At 70.9% G+C, this 17,503-nt stretch carries 15 protein-coding genes; 8 read left to right on the forward strand and 7 right to left on the reverse strand.

Going from position 1 to position 17,503, the window contains the following annotated elements; translation table 11 throughout:
* Positions 1–34 precede the first annotated feature (34 nt).
* The 3 genes from ACSHXC_RS34360 to ACSHXC_RS34370 form a co-directional block, all read right to left on the reverse strand.
* Positions 35–1,147: an alpha/beta hydrolase gene (locus tag ACSHXC_RS34360; RefSeq protein ID WP_438295252.1), complete on the reverse strand. Its 1,113-nt coding sequence runs from the start codon at positions 1,145–1,147 to the stop codon at positions 35–37.
* Positions 1,148–1,336: 189 nt separating this feature from the next.
* Positions 1,337–2,095 (reverse strand): N-acetyltransferase, encoded by a 759-nt coding sequence (locus ACSHXC_RS34365; protein ID WP_438295253.1) that lies wholly within the window; start codon positions 2,093–2,095, stop codon positions 1,337–1,339.
* Between the two features lie 93 nt (positions 2,096–2,188).
* A complete protein-coding gene (locus ACSHXC_RS34370) occupies positions 2,189–2,704 on the reverse strand; it encodes a YceI family protein (protein WP_438295254.1) in 516 nt (171 codons plus the stop codon).
* A gap of 168 nt (positions 2,705–2,872) precedes the next feature.
* Here ACSHXC_RS34370 and ACSHXC_RS34375 point away from each other — a divergent pair, with 168 nt between their 5' ends.
* The 3 genes from ACSHXC_RS34375 to ACSHXC_RS34385 all read left to right on the forward strand — a co-directional run bounded on the left by ACSHXC_RS34375 (position 2,873) and on the right by ACSHXC_RS34385 (position 6,757).
* A complete protein-coding gene (locus tag ACSHXC_RS34375) occupies positions 2,873–4,078 on the forward strand; it encodes a sensor histidine kinase (protein ID WP_438295255.1) in 1,206 nt (401 codons plus the stop codon).
* 3 nt (positions 4,079–4,081) lie between these two features.
* A complete protein-coding gene (locus ACSHXC_RS34380; RefSeq protein ID WP_386002361.1) occupies positions 4,082–4,732 on the forward strand; it encodes a response regulator in 651 nt (216 codons plus the stop codon).
* Between the two features lie 315 nt (positions 4,733–5,047).
* A complete protein-coding gene (locus ACSHXC_RS34385; RefSeq protein ID WP_438295256.1) occupies positions 5,048–6,757 on the forward strand; it encodes a ricin-type beta-trefoil lectin domain protein in 1,710 nt (569 codons plus the stop codon).
* Positions 6,758–6,766: 9 nt separating this feature from the next.
* Here the strand turns inward: ACSHXC_RS34385 and ACSHXC_RS34390 are convergent, their stop codons facing one another.
* Complete coding sequence (locus tag ACSHXC_RS34390; RefSeq protein WP_438295257.1) at positions 6,767–7,363, reverse strand: Type-2Aa cytolytic delta-endotoxin; 597 nt, start codon at positions 7,361–7,363, stop codon at positions 6,767–6,769.
* Between the two features lie 282 nt (positions 7,364–7,645).
* Here ACSHXC_RS34390 and ACSHXC_RS34395 point away from each other — a divergent pair, with 282 nt between their 5' ends.
* The 3 genes from ACSHXC_RS34395 to ACSHXC_RS34405 all read left to right on the forward strand — a co-directional run bounded on the left by ACSHXC_RS34395 (position 7,646) and on the right by ACSHXC_RS34405 (position 12,326).
* Positions 7,646–9,133 carry an aldehyde dehydrogenase family protein gene (locus ACSHXC_RS34395; protein WP_438295258.1) on the forward strand — a complete coding sequence of 496 codons (1,488 nt, stop codon included), beginning with the start codon at positions 7,646–7,648 and terminating at the stop codon, positions 9,131–9,133.
* Positions 9,134–9,220: 87 nt separating this feature from the next.
* Positions 9,221–10,762 carry an APC family permease gene (locus ACSHXC_RS34400; protein WP_438295259.1) on the forward strand — a complete coding sequence of 514 codons (1,542 nt, stop codon included), beginning with the start codon at positions 9,221–9,223 and terminating at the stop codon, positions 10,760–10,762.
* Complete coding sequence (locus tag ACSHXC_RS34405; RefSeq protein ID WP_438295260.1) at positions 10,743–12,326, forward strand: GMC family oxidoreductase; 1,584 nt, start codon at positions 10,743–10,745, stop codon at positions 12,324–12,326. Before ACSHXC_RS34400 ends, ACSHXC_RS34405 begins: the two co-directional genes overlap by 20 nt.
* Positions 12,327–12,375: 49 nt before the next feature.
* On the opposite strand, the gene ACSHXC_RS34410 is transcribed toward ACSHXC_RS34405, so the two are convergent.
* Positions 12,376–12,849, reverse strand: coding sequence for an Lrp/AsnC family transcriptional regulator (locus ACSHXC_RS34410; protein WP_189960324.1), 474 nt, complete (start codon positions 12,847–12,849; stop codon positions 12,376–12,378).
* 59 nt (positions 12,850–12,908) lie between these two features.
* Between ACSHXC_RS34410 and ACSHXC_RS34415 the strand changes: the two genes are divergently transcribed.
* The gene (locus ACSHXC_RS34415) at positions 12,909–14,117 is read left to right on the forward strand and encodes a trans-sulfuration enzyme family protein (protein ID WP_438295261.1); all 1,209 of its coding nucleotides are present in this window, start codon (positions 12,909–12,911) and stop codon (positions 14,115–14,117) included.
* Between the two features lie 20 nt (positions 14,118–14,137).
* Here ACSHXC_RS34415 and ACSHXC_RS34420 read toward each other — a convergent pair whose 3' ends face one another.
* The gene (locus tag ACSHXC_RS34420) at positions 14,138–14,623 is read right to left on the reverse strand and encodes a hypothetical protein (protein WP_438295262.1); all 486 of its coding nucleotides are present in this window, start codon (positions 14,621–14,623) and stop codon (positions 14,138–14,140) included.
* Between the two features lie 238 nt (positions 14,624–14,861).
* Between ACSHXC_RS34420 and ACSHXC_RS34425 the strand changes: the two genes are divergently transcribed.
* Complete coding sequence (locus ACSHXC_RS34425; protein WP_438295263.1) at positions 14,862–17,081, forward strand: RICIN domain-containing protein; 2,220 nt, start codon at positions 14,862–14,864, stop codon at positions 17,079–17,081.
* 9 nt (positions 17,082–17,090) lie between these two features.
* Here the strand turns inward: ACSHXC_RS34425 and ACSHXC_RS34430 are convergent, their stop codons facing one another.
* Positions 17,091–17,477: a PPOX class F420-dependent oxidoreductase gene (locus ACSHXC_RS34430; protein WP_438295264.1), complete on the reverse strand. Its 387-nt coding sequence runs from the start codon at positions 17,475–17,477 to the stop codon at positions 17,091–17,093.
* Between the last annotated feature and the right edge of the window lie 26 nt (positions 17,478–17,503).

Consider the following 17,503-nt stretch of genomic DNA (forward strand, 5'->3'; position numbering starts at 1 on the left):
ACGGCAGGGGCTCCGCGGTGTGAGAAGGGGTGGGTCAGGCCGAGGGCTCGGGGCCCTGCATGTGATCACTGATCCACTGGATGAGCCCGCCGTTGGCCATGTTCGGCACATACGTCTTGGCGTTGTGATCGCCGCCCTGGATGACGCTGAGCTTCGTCTTGACCGGGCCCTTGTTGCCGAACTTCTTGATGAACTCCTCGATCTTCGGCTTGGCCTGCGCGTCGGAGCCCACGGTGCCGACCTGGAAGGCCAGATAGACGTCCGGGTGCTTCGCGTCGATCAGCTTCTGGGCGAGCAGGTTCGGGTTGTTCTCCGCCTTCTCCTTGTCGTGCCCGGCCCACAGGCGGGAGTCGGGGACGATGTCGGGCCCGGAGGCGATGACCGCCTTGAACTGGTCCGGCTTCTGCAGCACGCTCTTGAGGCCCGCGAAGCCGCCGGTGGAGGAGCCCATGAAGGCCCAGCCGTCACGCGACTTGACCGTACGGAAGTTGGCCTTGATGAGGTCGGGCACGTCCTCGGTGAGCCAGGTGCCCATCTTCGGCTCACCCGGGATGTCGCTCGCGTCCCAGTACAGGCCGCCCGTGTCCGGGTGGGGGTTCAGGACCGGCATCGCGAGGATGAACGGGAGGCTCTTGCGCTCCTGGGACCACTTGGAGATGCTCGCCTCCAGCTTGAGGTCCGTGCCCATCCAGTAGTTGCTCGGGTAACCGGCGCCGCCGGGCAGCGCGACCATCACGGGGAAGCCGCTCTGGGCGTACTGCGGGTCCTTGTACTGGGGCGGTACCCAGACCCAGACCTTGCCCTTGAAGCCGGACTTCTTGCCTTCGAGGGTCGTCACGGCGATCTTGCTGCCGTCCTCGGGCACCGTGCCGGACACGGTGAACTTGGCCTCCGGACCGGTCGGCATGAGCACCTTGGAGTTGGCTGCCTTCCCCGATCCACCGCCCGGCTTGTCGCCGCCCGCGCCGCCGTCCTGCCCGAAGCTGATCGCGTCGCCCTTGTCCGAAAAGACGTCGAAGTAGTTCAGGACGGGCCACGCGATCAGGCCGAGCACGACGAGCGAGACCACGCCGAGTATCCAGCGCTTGGCGCGGCTGGCCCGGCGGTGGCCCCGAGACTGGTAGGCCCCGTTGCGGGGGTTGGTCATTGCGATCGCTCCGGATGGTTCTGTCGCCCAAGGGCATGCCTGTGTCGTTCACCAGACGGGATGGGCAAGAGTGGCCAATGGGTTCCGGATTAATCTTACAAATCTTGTGAAAGTGATCGGCCCGTCAACGGCGGGTGCGGAGCGTTCCCGCCGCACCCGGCCCGGCACCGCCCGACCGGGCGCCTCGATTCAGGGTCGCAGGCCGTGGCGTACCCAGGCGTTGGGTTCCACATAGCTGACGCGGTCGTGACGGGTGTCACAGTGCGCCGGGACCAGGGCGGCCGGCACCTCGACCTCGCCGTCCCGGTCGAAGGGAAGGCCGGTCCACCGGCGCCACTCGGCCGCCGTCCCGGTCACCGTCATCGACGCGGCGGCCGCCTTCTCGATGGTGCCGCCGGCCCTGACATGGACCCGCAGCCAAGGATCGGCGGGCAGCCCGTCGTCCCTGACCTGACGCATGTACTCGGCCATGGGCACCCGCGGCTGGAGGTGCTTGGCCGTGGGGCGCACCGGCGCCACCAGCGCGCCGAGCCCCTGGCGCCGCACGGCGTCGCCCATCGCGGCCAGCATGCGATGGGACAGGCCGCGCCCGAGACGGCCGACGTCGATCGTGATCTCCAGCGCGCTCGCCGTCGTCACCGGACGCCCGCGCCGGAGGTCGTCGAAGGCCCAGGCGAGCACCTGGTCCCAGCCCCGGTCCGGCATCTCCTCGCGGCCGTCGAGCGCCGCGTTGAAGGGGACGCTGTATCCGCGGGCGATCAGCCGGTCGCCCTCGGTCGCCACCACGCAGTACTGCGGGAACTCCTCGGGCACCCGGCCGAGCAGGGCGTAGCCGACCAGGTCCCGGGCTATGAACTCGGGCCATGTGTCGCTGATGTCGTAGAGCCGGCCGGCCAGCTCGGGCCGCTCGGCGAGGGTGCTGATCTCGATGTTGTCGCTGTGCGTCACGGAACGGGACCCTGCCAGAGGCTCGTCGTTCCGGCCAGCGCTTTTGGACCCGGCTGATCCTCGGCCGATGTCACGGCCGTACGCAGGCCGGCGTCACGGCCGTACGCACCGGACCCGTACCGTCATGTCGAGATGGCGCCCAGCCATGCCGCGGGACGCCGTCACCCCGAACGCGGTGCGGTCGACGCGGGTCGTGGCGACGGCCGTGAACACCGCCGCCGACGAGGCGGACTCCTCTATGGACAGGCTCAGCGGGCGGGCGATGCCGCACACGGTGAGCGTGCCGGGCACGGTCGTGCCGTCGACGCGGTCCGCGGTGAAGATGATCAGCGGGTGGCGGTCGGCGTCCAGGAAGCGCGGCGAGCGCACGACGGTGTCGCGCTGCCGGCTGCCGGTGCTGAAGCTCGCCGTGTCGATCTCGACGCGGACGCCCGACGCGTCGAGCGGCTCGGCGATGTCGACGGTCCCCGACCGGATCGCGAAGCTGCCGCTCACCGGAAGGAGCCCGAACACGTGCCGGGTCCGGAAGGTGACGGTCGAGTCGGCCGGGTCGATCGCGTAGCGCCCGAGACCGGGGGCCGCGGTGGTCCTGCCCTGATGCGTTTCCATGGGTCGATTCCACCGCCGAGCGGGTGCCGGGCGGCAGGGCGGGCGGTCGGGTTCCGGGGCGACGAAAGAAGGGCCGCCCGGGGCGGCATGCGACTTTCGTAGGGTGTGCCCGGACCGGAAGGTCTGCTGTCGCGATCCCCCGCCCGGGGATGACCTACCGTAAGCCGCATGAGTGACGGACCGTGGCACCGTCGGCATCCGCTCGCCGTGGATGCGGCGCTCGCCTCCTGCTTCGCCCTGGGCGACATCGCTCTCACGCTGACCGGCGCGACCTGGTGGCCCGAGCGGCCGGGTGCCCTCGCGTGGACGCTCCTCGGCCTGCAGGCGCTCGCCGGCCTCTCGCTGGTGGCCCGCCGCCGGGCCCCGCTGACGGTGGTGGCGGTCCTCGGCGCCTTCACCCTCGCCGTGACCCTGCTGATCTCGCCCGCGCACGCGCTGACGCCCGCGAACCCGGACAACGTATGGGCACCGTTCTCGACGGCCCTCGCGGCGTACGGGCCGGTCTTCTACGGCAAGAACGCCCGCAACCGGCGTACCGCGTTCCTCGCGCTCGGCATCTTCACGCTGATCGTGGCCAGGGCCTGGGAGCCGTCCCTCACGGTCATCACCATCGGCCTGCTGCGCACGGCCGTCGGCCCGCTGCTCGCCCTGTACTTCGACGCGCGAAGGCGCCTGGTGTGCGCCCTGACCGAGCGCGCCGAGCGGGCCGAGCGGGAGCGCTATCTGCTCGCCGAGCGGGCGTGCGCCGAGGAACGCGCCCGTCTCGCCGGTGAGATGCACGACGTGGTGACCCACCGGGTCAGCCTCATGGTGCTCCAGGCGGGCGCGCTGCGCGTGACCGCCTGCGACGAGGCGACCCGGCGCGCTGCCGAGGAACTGCGGGCGGCCGGCTGCCAGGCCCTGGAGGAACTGCGGGACCTGGTCGGCATTCTGCGCACCGCACCGGAGGACGACCCTACCCCTTCGCTCGACGGGTTCGCGGCGCTGGTCGCCGAGTCGACGGCGGCGGGCGTGCCCGTCGAACTGGCCGAGCGGGGCGACCGGTCGCTGGCCTCACCGGTGGTCGGCCGCACCGCGTACCGCACCGTGCGCGAGGCGCTGACCAATGTGCACAAGCACGCCCCCGGGGCGCGTGTCACCGTCGAGGTGGAGTACGACGAGAGGCGGGTACGGGTCGCCGTGCGCAACACCCGGCCAAGCGGCGGGCCCAACAGCGAGCTGGCACGCACCGGTTCGGGCCTCGGCATCGCCGGACTGCGCCAACGGATAGAACTCGTGCACGGAAGCCTGCGGGCCGGACCCGAACCGGACGGCGGGTTCTGCGTCGAGGCCGTGCTTCCCGCCTTCGTACCGACAGCGGAATCGGTGGTGTGATCTGTGGTCCGAGTGGTTGTGGTGGACGACGAGCCGATGGTGTGCGGATTCCTCCGGACGATCCTCGGCTCGGCCGCCGACATCGAGGTCGTCGCCGAGGCGCACGACGGGGCGGCGGGCGTGGAAGCGGTGCTGAGCCACCGGCCCGATGTCGTCCTCATGGATCTGCGCATGCCGGGCATGGACGGGATCGCCGCCATCGAGCAATTGGCCCGGCGCGCCGACGCGCCGCCCATCGTGGTGCTCACGACGTTCGACGCCGACCAGTACGTCCTGCGGGCCTTGCGCGCCGGGGCCTCGGGGTTCCTGGTGAAGTCCACCCCGCCGGAGGATCTCATCGGGCTCGTCCGGGTGGCCGCCGAGGGGCACACCGTCCTCTCGCCCGCCGCCGCCCGGCGGCTGATCGCGGCCTCGACCGACGGCCTGTCGGCCCGCGACCGGGCGCGCGAACGCGTCGCGCAGCTGACCGAGCGCGAGGCCGAGGTCCTGGTGGGTCTGGGGGAGGGGCTCTCCAACGCGCAGATCGCGGCACGGCTCTATCTGTCGGAGGCGACCGTCAAAGGCTATGTGTCGCGCATGCTCGACAAACTGGAATGCGCCAATCGCACCCAGGCCGGGCTGCTCGCCCAGGAGGCGGGCGTGGTCGCACCGTAGAAGTTCCGGTCCAACTTCCCTGATATGCACGGCAGTTGGACCGTCGAAGTGTCCGGCCCGCGGAAGCCCGTACGGGCCCGTCGGCGGCCGCGGGCGCCCCGATCCCGGACACGCCGGGGCAATGCCGGGCTCGGTGCGGGCGGCGGCGGATGCTTGTTTCTGCTCGTTCGATGGGAGCCATTGACAGATACGAGCATCAGTACTGCACTGGCGGGTGCCCTCCGGCAGGCTCGTGCCGGCGGGATCGGCACCTTCCCCTGCCCTTCGACGCATCCCGCCCGGGCCCCGACCGGCCGGGCCAGGAAGGAATCTGTCGTGCCGTCACTTCCCACGCGCCGCCGCAGAGCCGCCGCTCTGCTGGCCGCGCTCCTGGCCGTCCCGCTGACCGCGACCGGGGCCCTGGCCTCCCCGGCCCCCGCGAAGCCCGCGGCCGCCCCCGCCCAGAGCCGGCCGCTCGCGGCCACCCCGCCGATGGGCTGGAACAACTGGGCGCACTACATGTGCGACATCAGCGAACAGACCGTCGTGCACAACGCCGACGCCCTGGTCTCCAAGGGCCTCGCCGCCAAGGGCTACAACACGCTGACCGTGGACGACTGCTGGATGACCAAGAGCCGGGGCAGCGCGGGCGAACTCGTCGCGGACCCGGTGCGGTTCCCGCACGGCATGGCCTGGCTCGGCGACTACCTGCACGCCCGCGGCCTCCGGTTCGGGATCTACGAGGACGCCGGCTCCAGCACGTGCGGCGGCTACCCCGGCAGCGGACAGCCCCAGGGCGGCGGCCCCGACCACTTCGCCCAGGACGCCGCCACCTTCGCCTCCTGGGGCGTCGACTACCTCAAGCTCGACGGCTGCAACCTGTATGCGGCCCCCGGCCAGACGAAGGAACAGGCCTACCGCCAGGCGTACGACGCCGAGGCCGCGGCCCTGGCGGACGTCGGCCGCGACATCGTCTTCTCCGAATCGGCGCCCGCCTACTTCCAGACCGGCGAATGGGGCAACCCCGACTGGTTCTCCGTGCTCTCGTGGGTCGGTAAGGACGGCCAGCTCTGGCGCGAGGGCTACGACATCGCGACGTACGACCCGGACAAGCCCGGCACGAGCCGCTGGTCGAGCGTGCTGACCAACTACGGCTACAACCGCTGGATCGGCCGCTACGCCGGGCCGGGCAACTGGAACGACCCCGACTTCGTGCTCGCCGGGGCGCCCGGCCTGACCGCCGACGAATCGCGCAGCCAGGTGGCGCTCTGGTCGATGATGGCCGCCCCGCTGATCCTCTCCTCCGATGTGGCCGCCCTCAGCCCGGCCGGACTCGCGGCCCTGGGCAACACCGCCCTCGTCGCCATCGACCAGGACAGCCTCGGACGGCAGGCCGGGGTGGTCGCCACCAACGGCACCACCGACGTGCTGGCCCGACCGCTGGCGAACGGCGACCGGGCCGTCGCCGTGCTCAACCGGTCCTCATCCGCGCGGACCGTCTCCACCACGCTCGCCTCGATCGGCCTGCCCGGCTGCGAGGTGAGCGCCAAGGACCTCTGGAGCGGGGCGAGTTCGACCACGTCCTCCGCGCTGACCGCGACCGTGCCCGCGCACGGCACCGCGATCTGGCGGCTCACCCCGGACGGCGGCTGCGCCCCCGCCGTGCCCACCGGCCAGGTCACCGGCAACGGCGCCAACTGCATGGACGTGTCCAACAGCGGCACCGCCAACGGCACTCCGGTGATCCTGTATCCCTGTACCGGCAACGCCAACCAGCGCTGGACCCTGTCCGGCGACGACACCGTACGGGCCCTCGGCAAGTGCCTGACCGGGAGCGGCAGCAACGCCGGGAGCGCCGCCACCCTCTCGGCCTGCACCGGATCGGATGCCCAGCGGTGGACCGCCGACCAGGACGGCGCCCTGGTCAACGCCGGATCCGGGCTCTGCCTCGACGTCTACGGAGGCGGCACGGCGAGCGGCACCAAGCTCGACACCTGGACCTGCGGCGACCACCAGGCCAACCAGACCTGGGCGCTGCCCGTGTGACGGACGGCGTCAGGCCGTGGCGGCGAGCTCCTGCCGCACGCTGATCGCATCGAGGCGGATCGTGACCGCCGCGGTGTCCTCGGCGCCCAGCGACAGGAGCTTCGCCCTGTCCGCGCCCACGCTCACCTCGACCCGGAAGGCGACGACGTACAGGTGGCCGCCGGTCTCCTCGTCCTGGAGCGCGAAGAGCAGGTGGTAGAAGTAGCGGGTGCCGTCCGCGGCGTCCTGGAAGGCGAGGTGTGCCGCCCCCTCCTGCTCGCCGAGGCCGAGGAACACCTGGGCCAGCGCGGCGTCGGCCCGGTCCCAGAACGCCGGGTTCTCGAACGGCTCGACCAGCGCCTGGCGCACCGCCTGCTTCAGCGTGAGGACCATGACCTGCACCGGAGCGGTCTCCTGAAGACCGAAACCGGGGATGATCTTGACGACGGAGCTGTTCGGCAGCGCCCGCGCGGCCGACCGTACGGCCCCGAAGTCGAAGTCCCCGGCCGCCGGAGCGATCGCCTCCTGGAGCGCGGCCTCGGCGGCCCGCGCCTGGTCGAGCGCGTCCGGACCGACTTCGACGACCGCCTTGAAGGCGGCCCTTGTGCTGCTGGCCCGGTCAACCATGGCTGCTCCCGCGGGGGTTGGAAGTGATCAATTGTCGACGCGCCAGTATGCACAAGCGGCCCCGGACCGGCAGTTCGGTCTCATATTCCGTACGTGAAGTGACCCGTGGGCGTTCGTGATTCACCAAGCGTGACCGTATGTGACTGCGTGCACGTCTCTGACCTGCGCAGACCACGGAAAGTGAGGCCCGTCACTTCGGGTGATTTTTTCGGCATGTTCCCCGCATGCCGGGGCAGGGGCGGAGATGGCCCTGTCCCAGCACCCCATCGGAGGACCCGAACCATGCCCGAGCTTTTCATCGACGGCCAGTGGACCGCCGCCGTCGACGGGCGGACCCGTGAGATCCGGTGTCCGGCCGACGGCACCCTGGTCGCCACCGTCGACGAGTCGGGTCCCAAGGACACCGCCGCCGCCATCGCCGCGGCCCGTGCCGCCTTCGACCACGGCCCGTGGCCGAGGACGGCACCGGCCGAGCGCGGTGCGCTCCTGCAGCGCGTCGCCGACCTGCTCGTGCGGGACAAGGAACTCCTCGCGCGGGCCGAGTCCCTCGACACCGGCAAGCGGCTCGTCGAGTCCCGCTACGACATGGACGACATCGCGAACTGCTTCCGCTACTTCGCCGCCCTCGTCGTCGCGCAGGGCGCGGGCCGCGTCGTCGACACCGGGAACCCGGTCGTCGACAGCCGCGTGGTCCAGGAGCCGGTGGGTGTCTGCGGGCTGATCACGCCGTGGAACTACCCGCTGCTCCAGACCGCCTGGAAGGTCGCCCCGGCGATCGGCGCGGGCAACACCTTCGTTCTGAAGCCCAGCGAGCTGACCCCGCACACCGCGATCCACCTCATGAAGCTCCTCGACGAGGCGGGCCTCCCGGCGGGCGTCGCCAACCTGGTGCTCGGTGCGGGCGCCGAGGCGGGCGCGCCGCTCGCCGAGCATCCCGACGTCGACCTCGTCTCCTTCACCGGCGGGCTCGTGACCGGCCGCCGCATCATGGCCGCCGCCGCCCCCACCGTGAAGAAGACCGCGCTCGAACTCGGCGGCAAGAACCCCAACGTCGTCTTCGCCGATGTGGCGAAGGACGACGCGAGCTTCGACGCCGCCGTGGACAACGCGCTGACCGCCGTGTTCCTGCACTCCGGGCAGGTCTGCTCGGCCGGCACCCGGCTCCTGGTCGAGGACGCGCTGCACGACCGCTTCGTGGACGAGCTCGTGCGCCGCGCCCGGCTGATCCGGCTCGGCGGCCCCTTCGACGAGCGGGCCGAGACCGGACCGCTCATCTCCGCCGCCCACCGCGACAAGGTCGAGGCCTATGTCGCCGCGGGCATCGCCGAGGGCGCCCTGCTGCGCTGCGGCGGCGAGCGGCCCGACTCCCCTGATCTGGAAGGCGGTCACTACTACCCGCCGACCATCCTCGACGAGTGCCGGGCGGGCATGAGCGTGGTGCGGGACGAGTCCTTCGGGCCGGTCCTGACCGTCGAGCGCTTCACCGGCGAGGACGAGGCCGTGCGCCTGGCCAACGACACCATCTACGGCCTGGCCGGCGCGGTATGGACCACCGACGAGTCCAGGGCCCGCCGCGTCGCGGCCGGCCTTCGGCTCGGCACCGTATGGATCAACGACTTCCACCCGTACGTCCCGCAGGCCGAATGGGGCGGCTACAAGCAGTCCGGGACGGGACGGGAGCTCGGGCCCGCGGGCCTGGCCGAGTACCAGGAGACCAAGCACATCTGGCGCAACACGGCCCCCGGACCCCAGCGGTGGTTCGAGAGCTGAGCCGCCGACCCTGACCGGCCGCTCCCCGCGGACGGCCGGTCACCGCCCCGTGCCCCTCCTGCACCCCTGCCTACTTGGAGTCTGGTCATGAGCATGACGAAGGATGACGCCGAACTCCGGGAGTTCGGCTACAGACCCGAACTCAAACGCACCCTCGGCAACTTCCACACCTTCGCCGCAGGTATCAGCTACATCTCGATCCTCACCGGCACTTTCCAGCTGTTCTACTTCGGCTTCGGCTTCGGCGGCCCCGCCTACTGGTGGTCCTGGCCGCTGGTCTTCGTCGGCCAGCTGATGGTCGCGCTGTGCTTCGCCGAACTCGCTGCCAAGTACCCGGTGGCCGGCTCGGTCTACAACTGGGCCAAGAAGCTCGGCGGCCCGCACGTCGGCTGGCTGGCCGGCTGGATGATGCTGGTCGCCTCGATCGTGTCGATCGCCGCGGTGGCGCTCGCCTACCAGGCGACCCTGCCGCAGATCTCCAAGGTCTTCCAGATCGTCGGCGACGGCACCGGCACTTACGACGTCGCCACGAACGCCGTGATCCTCGCCGCGGCGCTGATCCTCTTCACCACCCTGGTCAACGCCTTCGGCGTCAAACTGATGGCCCGCATCAACACGGCGGGCGTCTTCCTCGAACTCGTCGCCACCGTCGTCCTGATCGTCCTGTTCGCCGTCCACGTCGTCCGCGGCCCCTCCGTCGTGCTCGACACCCACGGCCACGGAGGCAGCGGCAGCTTCGGCTACATGGGCGCCTTCCTCACCGCCGCGCTCGCCTCCGCGTACGTGATGTACGGCTTCGACACCGCAGCCTCGCTCGGCGAGGAGTCCGTCGACCCGTCCCGCAACGCGCCGCGCGCGATCCTGCGGGCCCTGCTCGCCTCGTTCGTGCTCGGCGGTCTGATCCTGATCCTCGCCCTGATGAGCGTCAGCAGCCTCGACGGCAAGGGCATCACCACCGACGGCCTCCAGTACGTCGTGCTCGACGTGCTCGGCGACACCGGCGGCAAGCTGATGCTCTGGTGCGTCCTGATCGCGGTCACCGTGTGCGCGCTCGCCGTGCACACCGCCGCCATCCGCCTCGCGTTCGCGATGTCCCGGGACAACAACCTGCCCGCCGCGTCCCTGATGGCGAAGGTCAGCCCCCGCTTCAAGACCCCGGTGCTGCCCGCCGTCGTCATCGGCGTACTCGCCCTGGTGATCCTCCTGGTGAACATCCGTCAGCCGCAGATCTTCTCGGTGGTCACCAGCATCGGCATCATCATGATCTACGTCGCGTACCTCCTGGTCACCACGCCGATGCTCATCGCCCGGCTGCGCGGCAAGTGGACCCCGGCCGGCGACGGCAAGTTCACGCTCGGCCGCTGGGGTCTGCCGGTGAACATCGTCGGTGTGGTGTGGGGCGGCTTCATGACCGTCAACCTCGCCTGGCCGCGCGCCGAGGTCTACAACGCCACCGCCCCCTACCACTGGTACCTGCGCTGGGGCGCCTTCCTCTTCGTCGGAGCCGTCCTGCTCGGCGGCTTCGCCTACTACTGGTTCGTCCAGCGCCACCGCACCGGCGTCCTCGCGAGCCATGCCGCATCGGAATCCGAAAGTGAGTCAGACACCCATGTCCATACCTCCCACTGAATCCCCCGTCCGCACCGAGGAGTTCGACTACGTCGTCGTCGGCGGCGGCACGGCGGGCAACGTGGTCGCGGCCCGGCTCAGCGAGGACCCCTCGGTCACGGTGTGCGTCCTGGAGGCAGGTCCCTCCGACGTCGGCGACGACAATGTCCTCAAGCTCGACCGCTGGATGGGCCTGCTCGAATCCGGCTACGACTGGGACTACCCCGTCGAGCCGCAGTCCCACGGCAACAGCTTCATGCGGCACGCCCGCGCCAAGGTGCTCGGCGGCTGCTCCTCGCACAACTCCTGCATCGCCTTCTGGGCACCCGCAGAGGATCTCAACGCCTGGGAGGCGGCGGGCTGTTCGGGCTGGGGAGCGGCCGACATCTTCCCGCTGTACCAGCGCCTGGAGACCAACGACGCCCCCGGTGACCACCACGGGCGCAGCGGCCCGGTGAAGATCCGCAACGTCAAGTCGGCCGACCCGTGCGGCGCGGCCCTCCTTGAGGCGTGCGCCCAGCAGGGCATCCCCACCACGCAGTTCAACGACGGCAGGACCGTGATCCGCGGAGCCAACTGGTTCCAGATCAACTCGGACGAGAACAACATCCGCCAGTCGTCCTCGGTGGCCTACCTCCACCCGGTGATGGACCAGCGGCCCAACCTCGTCGTGCGCACCGGGGTGCGCGCCAAGAAGCTCGTCATCGACGAGAACCGCCGCTGCACCGGCGCCGAGTACCTCGACCCGGACCTCATCCACACCCGTACGGTCACCGCCCGGCGCGAGGTCATCGTGTCCTGCGGCTCGATCGACACCCCGAAGCTGCTCATGCTGTCCGGCATCGGCCCCGCGGCCCACCTGCGCGAGGTCGGCGTGGACGTCCTCGTCGACGCCCCCGGCGTCGGCGAGAACCTCCAGGACCACCCCGAGGGCGTCATCATGTGGGAGGCCAAGCAGCCCATGACGACGGCCTCCACCCAGTGGTGGGAGATCGGCATCTTCGCGGACACCGAGCCCGGCCTGGAGCGCCCGGACCTGATGTTCCACTACGGCCAGGTGCCGTTCGACATGAACACCGCCCGGTACGGCTACCCCACCACCGAGAACGCGTTCTGCCTCACCCCCAACGTGACGCAGGCCAAGTCGCGCGGCACCGTGCGCCTGCGCACCCGCGACTACCGCGACAAGCCGATGGTCGACCCCCGCTACTTCACGCACGAGCACGACGAGCGGGTCATGACGTACGGCCTGAAGCTGGCCCGCGAGATCGCGGCGCAGCCCGCGCTCAGCGGCTGGGCGGGCGCCGAGCTCGCCCCGGGCCCCGACGTGCGGACGGACGACGAGCTGCTCGACTACATCCGCAAGACCCACAACACCGTCTACCACCCTGCCTCGACGGTGAAGATGGGCGCCGACGACGACGCGATGGCGCCCGTGGACGCCCGGCTGCGCGTCAAGGGCATCGACGGGCTGCGGGTCTGCGACGGCTCGGTCATGCCGGAGCTCGTCACGGTCAACCCGTGCATCACCACGATGGCGATCGGCGAGAAGTGCGCCGACCTCCTGAAGGCCGACGCGCGCTGACGCCCGCCGACCGGTTCCGAGCCTCCCGCGCAGGGGCCCGGAACCGGTCCTAGGCCGGTGGCAGCAGTGGCCCGCAGTCCCACTGCTGGAAGATCAGCCGGGTCTCCACCCGGGCCACCTCCGGCCGCGAGGTGAACTCGTCCAGGACGAGCCGCTGGAGATCCGCGGTGTCGGCGACGGTCACGTGGACCAGGTAGTCGTCGGGGCCCGTCAGATGGAACAGCGACCGCGATTCCGGCAGCGCCCTGACCCGCTCCACGAACGGACCGATCAGATCGCGCCGGTGCGGACGCACCTGCACGGACAGCAGCGCCTGGAGCCCCCGGCCCAGCTTGGCCGGATCCACCCGCAGCTGATAGCCCAGGATCACCCCGGTCCGCCGCAGCCGCGCGACACGGTCCAGGCAGGTGGAGGGCGCCACACCGACCTCGGCGGCGAGATCGCGGTAGGTCGTGCGGGCATCGTTCTGCAGAAGGCGCAGAATGTGCAGATCCACCGGGTCCAGTACGACGGATTCGGCCATGGCCCGAACGTAACACGGGGTACGGCTCCCGGGGCCCGGTGACTGTTCACAGTGGGCCCATGGACGCCGACACCACCCCCGTGGACGCCACAGCCGTGGACACCCTCGCCGTGCACGCGGGCCGCGAAGACCTCGCCGCCCTCGGCCTGCACGCCCCGCCGATCGACCTGTCGACCACCTACCCCTCGTACGACAGCAGGGGCGAAGCGGCCCGTATCGACGCCTTCGCCGCGACCGGCGAGGCCCCCGAGGGCCCGCCGGTCTACGGCCGGCTCGGCAACCCCACCGTCGCCCGCTTCGAGGCGGCCCTGGCACGCCTGGAGGACACCGAGGCGGCCGTCGCCTTCGCCAGCGGAATGGCGGCCCTGTCCGCCGTGCTGCTCGCCCAGCACGCCACGGGCCTGCGCCACGTCGTCGCCGTACGCCCCCTGTACGGCTGCAGCGATCACCTCCTGACCGCCGGGCTCCTCGGCAGCGAGGTCACCTGGACCGACCCGGCGGGCGCCGCGGACGCGATCCGTCCCGACACCGCCCTGGTCATGGTGGAGAGCCCGGCCAACCCGACCCTTGCCGAGGTCGACCTGGAGGCGCTCGCCGAGGCCTGCGGCACGGTGCCGCTGCTCGTCGACAACACCTTCGCGACCCCGGTGCTCCAGCGCCCCGCACACAGCGGCGCCCGCCTCGTGCTGCACAGCGCGACCAAGTACCTCGGAGGCCACGGCGACGTGCTCGGCGGAGTCGTCGCGTGCGACGAGGCCTTCGCCCGCCGGCTGCGCCAGATCCGCTTCGCCACCGGCGGCGTCCTGCACCCCCTCGCCGGCTACCTGCTGCTGAGGGGCCTCGCGACCCTGCCCGTCCGGGTGCGCGCGGCCTCGGCGACCGCCGCCGAACTCGTGGCACGCCTGGCCGCCGACCCCCGCGTGCTGCGCGTCCACTACCCGAAGGTGGGCGGCGCCATGGTGGCCTTCGAGACGCTCACCGACCCGCACGACGTGATCGCCCGGGTACGCCTGATCACCCCGGCCGTCAGCCTCGGCAGCGTCGACTCCCTCATCCAGCACCCGGCGTCGATCAGCCACCGCATCGTCCCCGAGGGCGACCGCGCCTCCTGTGGCGTCAGCGACCGACTGCTGCGCATGTCGGTCGGTCTGGAGGACGTCGAGGACCTGTGGCGCGACCTCGACCAGGCGCTCGGCTCCGCACTCTCAACTCGGCCTGTGTGTAAGAGAGTTCACGCCACTGAAGAGGTTCAGCTCGCCGACGCCTGAGCGGACGGGACGCAGGGACCTCAGCGGGACGTCTTGTTCCGGGTGAACTCGTCCTTGCCTCCGCCGTCCCAACTGACCTCCAGGGTCGAGCCGTTGAGCTTGGCCGTGCCCTTGGTGCGGGCCGTGTTGCCGTCCGGGCACTTGAGCAGCAGCGTCGCCGAACCGGCGGCGCTGTTCGCCGTTCCGCTGCACAGGTGCTCGCCGAGCACGGACGCGTTCTTGCCCTTGACTACGAGGGCGACGGGCTTGCCCTGGGTCACGGCGACCCAGTCGCCGTCGATACCGCCGCCTGCCGCGGGCGGGGTGCCATGTCCCGTGCCCTGAGCGGGAGTCGAGGAACCCGGCCCGGCGGGCGTCCTGGCGGGCGAGCTGCCCGCCGCCGGCCCCTTGCCCGACGACGGCCTGTCGGAGGCCTTGTCCGAGCCGCCGCTGCTGCACCCCGAGGTGAGAAGGACACCGGCGAGCCCCATGGAGGCGAGGCCGGTGGTACGCAAGAACCTGTGCACTGCTGATCGTCCCCCTGCGAACGCGACTTCCGGACGCGTCAAGCTACCAGCCACCCGTCCCGCGTACCGGAACTTCTTCCGTACCTGAACTCTTGACGGGCCTGCCGGGGACTCATAACTTCACGCCTTGAAGAAAGACGTGAACCCCTCGCGTCACTTGTGACGCCCTCCCGCATCTCGTAACCCCTCCCGTACACCCCCCACTTACTCCGTGCACCCCGCGGTACAGGATGGACGTATGAGAACTTCCGGATCCCCCACCCGGCCCCCGCACCCCAGAACCCGGACCACCCCGCTGCTCGCCCTCGGCGCCCTGCTCGCCTCCCTCGTCTCCGCGACCGCCCTCACCCCCACCGCGCAGGCCGCGGCCCTGCCGACGGGCTGGGTCACGGTGACCGCCAAGCACAGCGGCAAGTGCGTGGACGCGGCCGCGGCGGGCACCGCCGACGGCACCGCGGTCCAGCAGTACGCCTGCAACGCGGGCACCGCACAGCAGTGGCGGTTCCAGGCCACCGGCGATGGCTATGTGCGCGTCGACAACCGCAGTGACGCGAGCAAGGCGTGGGACGTCACGGACGTCTCGGCCGCCGACTCCGCCCCGGTCCAGCTGTGGTCGTACGGCGGCGGCGCCAACCAGCAGTGGCTGCCGGTCCAAGAGGCGGGCGGCACCTACCACTTCGTCAACCGCAACAGCGGCAAATGCCTCGACGTGCCGGGCGCCTCGACGGCGGACGGCGCCCGCATGCAGCAGTACGCCTGCAACGGAACCGCGGCCCAGTCCTTCAGCCTGGACGCCCCGGGCGACCCCCAACCGCCCGCCGGTACACCGGACTTCGGGCCGAACGTCACGGTCTTCGACCCGTCGATGTCCGCCTCCACCATCCAGGGCCGGCTCAACCAGGTCTTCGCCCAGCAGGAGAAGAACCAGTTCGGCGCCCAGCGCTACGCCCTGCTCTTCAAACCCGGCACGTACTCCGCCGACGCCAACGTCGGCTTCTACACGCAGGTCGCCGGGCTCGGCCTCTCGCCCGACGACGTCACCATCAACGGCGCTGTGCACGCCGAAGCCGACTGGTTCCAGGGCAACGCCACCCAGAACTTCTGGCGCTCCGCCGAGAACCTGTCCGTCAACCCCACCGGCGGCGGCGACCGTTGGGCCGTGTCACAGGCGGCGCCCTACCGCCGCATGCACGTACGCGGCGACCTCCAGCTCGACGACGGCGGCTGGTCCAGCGGCGGGTTCATCGCCGACTCGAAGATCGACGGACAGGTGCGCTCCGGCTCGCAGCAGCAGTGGCTCTCGCGCAACACCCAGTGGGGCAGCTGGAGCGGCGCCAACTGGAACATGGTGTTCGTCGGCGACGTCAACGCCCCCGCCAATACCTTCCCCAACCCGCCCTACACCACCGTCGCCCAGTCACCCGTGACCCGCGAGAAGCCCTTCCTGTACGTCGACGGCGCGGGCGCGTACAAGGTGTTCGTGCCCGCCCCGCGGACCAACACCCAGGGCACGACCTGGGCGGGCGGCAACCAGCCCGGCAGCTCGCTGGGGATCGACACCTTCTTCATGGTGAAGCCGGGCGCCACCGCCGGTGACATGAACCAAGCCCTCGCACAGGGCAAGAACCTGCTGTTCACACCCGGTGTCTACCACCTCGACCAGACCCTGGACGTCACCCGGCCCGACACCGTCGTGCTCGGCCTGGGACTTGCCACCCTCGTCCCCGACAACGGCATCACCGCGATGGACGTGGCCGACGTGGACGGCGTGAACGTGGCCGGTCTCCTCATCGACGCGGGCGCCACCAACTCGGCGACCCTGATGCGGGTCGGCCCGAGCGGCGCGACCGCCCGGCACAGCACGGACCCGACCTCGCTGCACGACGTGTTCTTCCGCATCGGCGGCGCCGGTGTCGGCAAGGCGACCCAGAGCCTCGTCGTCAACAGCTCGGACGTCATCGGCGACCACATGTGGCTGTGGCGGGCCGACCACGGCAGCGGCGTCGGCTGGACCAGCAACACCGCCGCCAACGGGCTGACCGTCAACGGGAACAACGTCACCATGTACGGCCTGTTCGTCGAGCACTACCAGCAGCACCAAGTCATCTGGAACGGCCAAGGCGGCCGCACCTACTTCTTCCAGAACGAGATGCCGTACGACCCGCCCGGCCAGGGCTCCTGGATGAACGGCTCGACGCGCGGCTACGACGCGTACAAGGTCGCGAGCAATGTGACCAGCCACGAAGCCTGGGGGCTCGGCAGCTACTGCTACTTCAGCGCCGACCCCTCGGTGGTCGCCGACCGGGCCTTCGAGGCACCCACCGCGTCCGGGGTCCGCTTCCACGACATGGTGACGGTCTCCCTCGGGGGCACCGGAACCATCGGCCATGTCATCAACAACAGCGGAGGACCCTCCAACTCCGCGAGCAATGTGGCCAACCTGGTCTCGGGACCGTGAGGAACCCGATCAGGCGTCGAGGGTGATCCGGACGGCCACCGTGCCGCTCGTGCCGCGCCGCAGCCGGCTGGCGAGCAGGGTGAGCCGTCCGAGCACCCCGTACTTGCGGCGCAGCAGCGCCCGGCAGGCGTCGGTGGCGGCCGCGTCGCCGATCACCGCGGTCGCCGGGTGCTGCTCTCCCGTGGGGTTGCCGCGCACGTCGCAGGGCCCGGCAAGGATCTCGGGCCGGTTGCGGATGCGCTTGACCTTCCACGAGTCGGCGACCGTCCAGATCACCAGGGCGTCGCCGTCCCGGACGACCCACACCGGGGTGGCGACGGCGGTGCCGTCCTTCTTGTAGGTCGTGACGAGGAGGTACTTGCCGGCGCCGAGCCGGTCCAGCACATCGGCACTCATGACGCCATCCTTGAGTTCGCGAAGCG

It is taken from the genome of Streptomyces sp. HUAS TT7 (genome assembly GCF_051550175.1).
Lineage (GTDB): Bacteria > Actinomycetota > Actinomycetes > Streptomycetales > Streptomycetaceae > Streptomyces.

Coding starts and splice junctions, on each gene's coding strand:
- ACSHXC_RS34360 (WP_438295252.1), bottom strand. CDS start 1,147: ATGACCAACCCCCGCAACGGGGCCTACCAGTCTCGGGGCCACCGCCGG.
- ACSHXC_RS34370 (WP_438295254.1), bottom strand. CDS start 2,704: ATGGAAACGCATCAGGGCAGGACCACCGCGGCCCCCGGTCTCGGGCGC.
- ACSHXC_RS34375 (WP_438295255.1), top strand. CDS start 2,873: ATGAGTGACGGACCGTGGCACCGTCGGCATCCGCTCGCCGTGGATGCG.
- ACSHXC_RS34390 (WP_438295257.1), bottom strand. CDS start 7,363: ATGGTTGACCGGGCCAGCAGCACAAGGGCCGCCTTCAAGGCGGTCGTC.
- ACSHXC_RS34395 (WP_438295258.1), top strand. CDS start 7,646: ATGCCCGAGCTTTTCATCGACGGCCAGTGGACCGCCGCCGTCGACGGG.
- ACSHXC_RS34400 (WP_438295259.1), top strand. CDS start 9,221: ATGAGCATGACGAAGGATGACGCCGAACTCCGGGAGTTCGGCTACAGA.
- ACSHXC_RS34405 (WP_438295260.1), top strand. CDS start 10,743: ATGTCCATACCTCCCACTGAATCCCCCGTCCGCACCGAGGAGTTCGAC.
- ACSHXC_RS34410 (WP_189960324.1), bottom strand. CDS start 12,849: ATGGCCGAATCCGTCGTACTGGACCCGGTGGATCTGCACATTCTGCGC.
- ACSHXC_RS34415 (WP_438295261.1), top strand. CDS start 12,909: ATGGACGCCGACACCACCCCCGTGGACGCCACAGCCGTGGACACCCTC.
- ACSHXC_RS34425 (WP_438295263.1), top strand. CDS start 14,862: ATGAGAACTTCCGGATCCCCCACCCGGCCCCCGCACCCCAGAACCCGG.
- ACSHXC_RS34430 (WP_438295264.1), bottom strand. CDS start 17,477: ATGAGTGCCGATGTGCTGGACCGGCTCGGCGCCGGCAAGTACCTCCTC.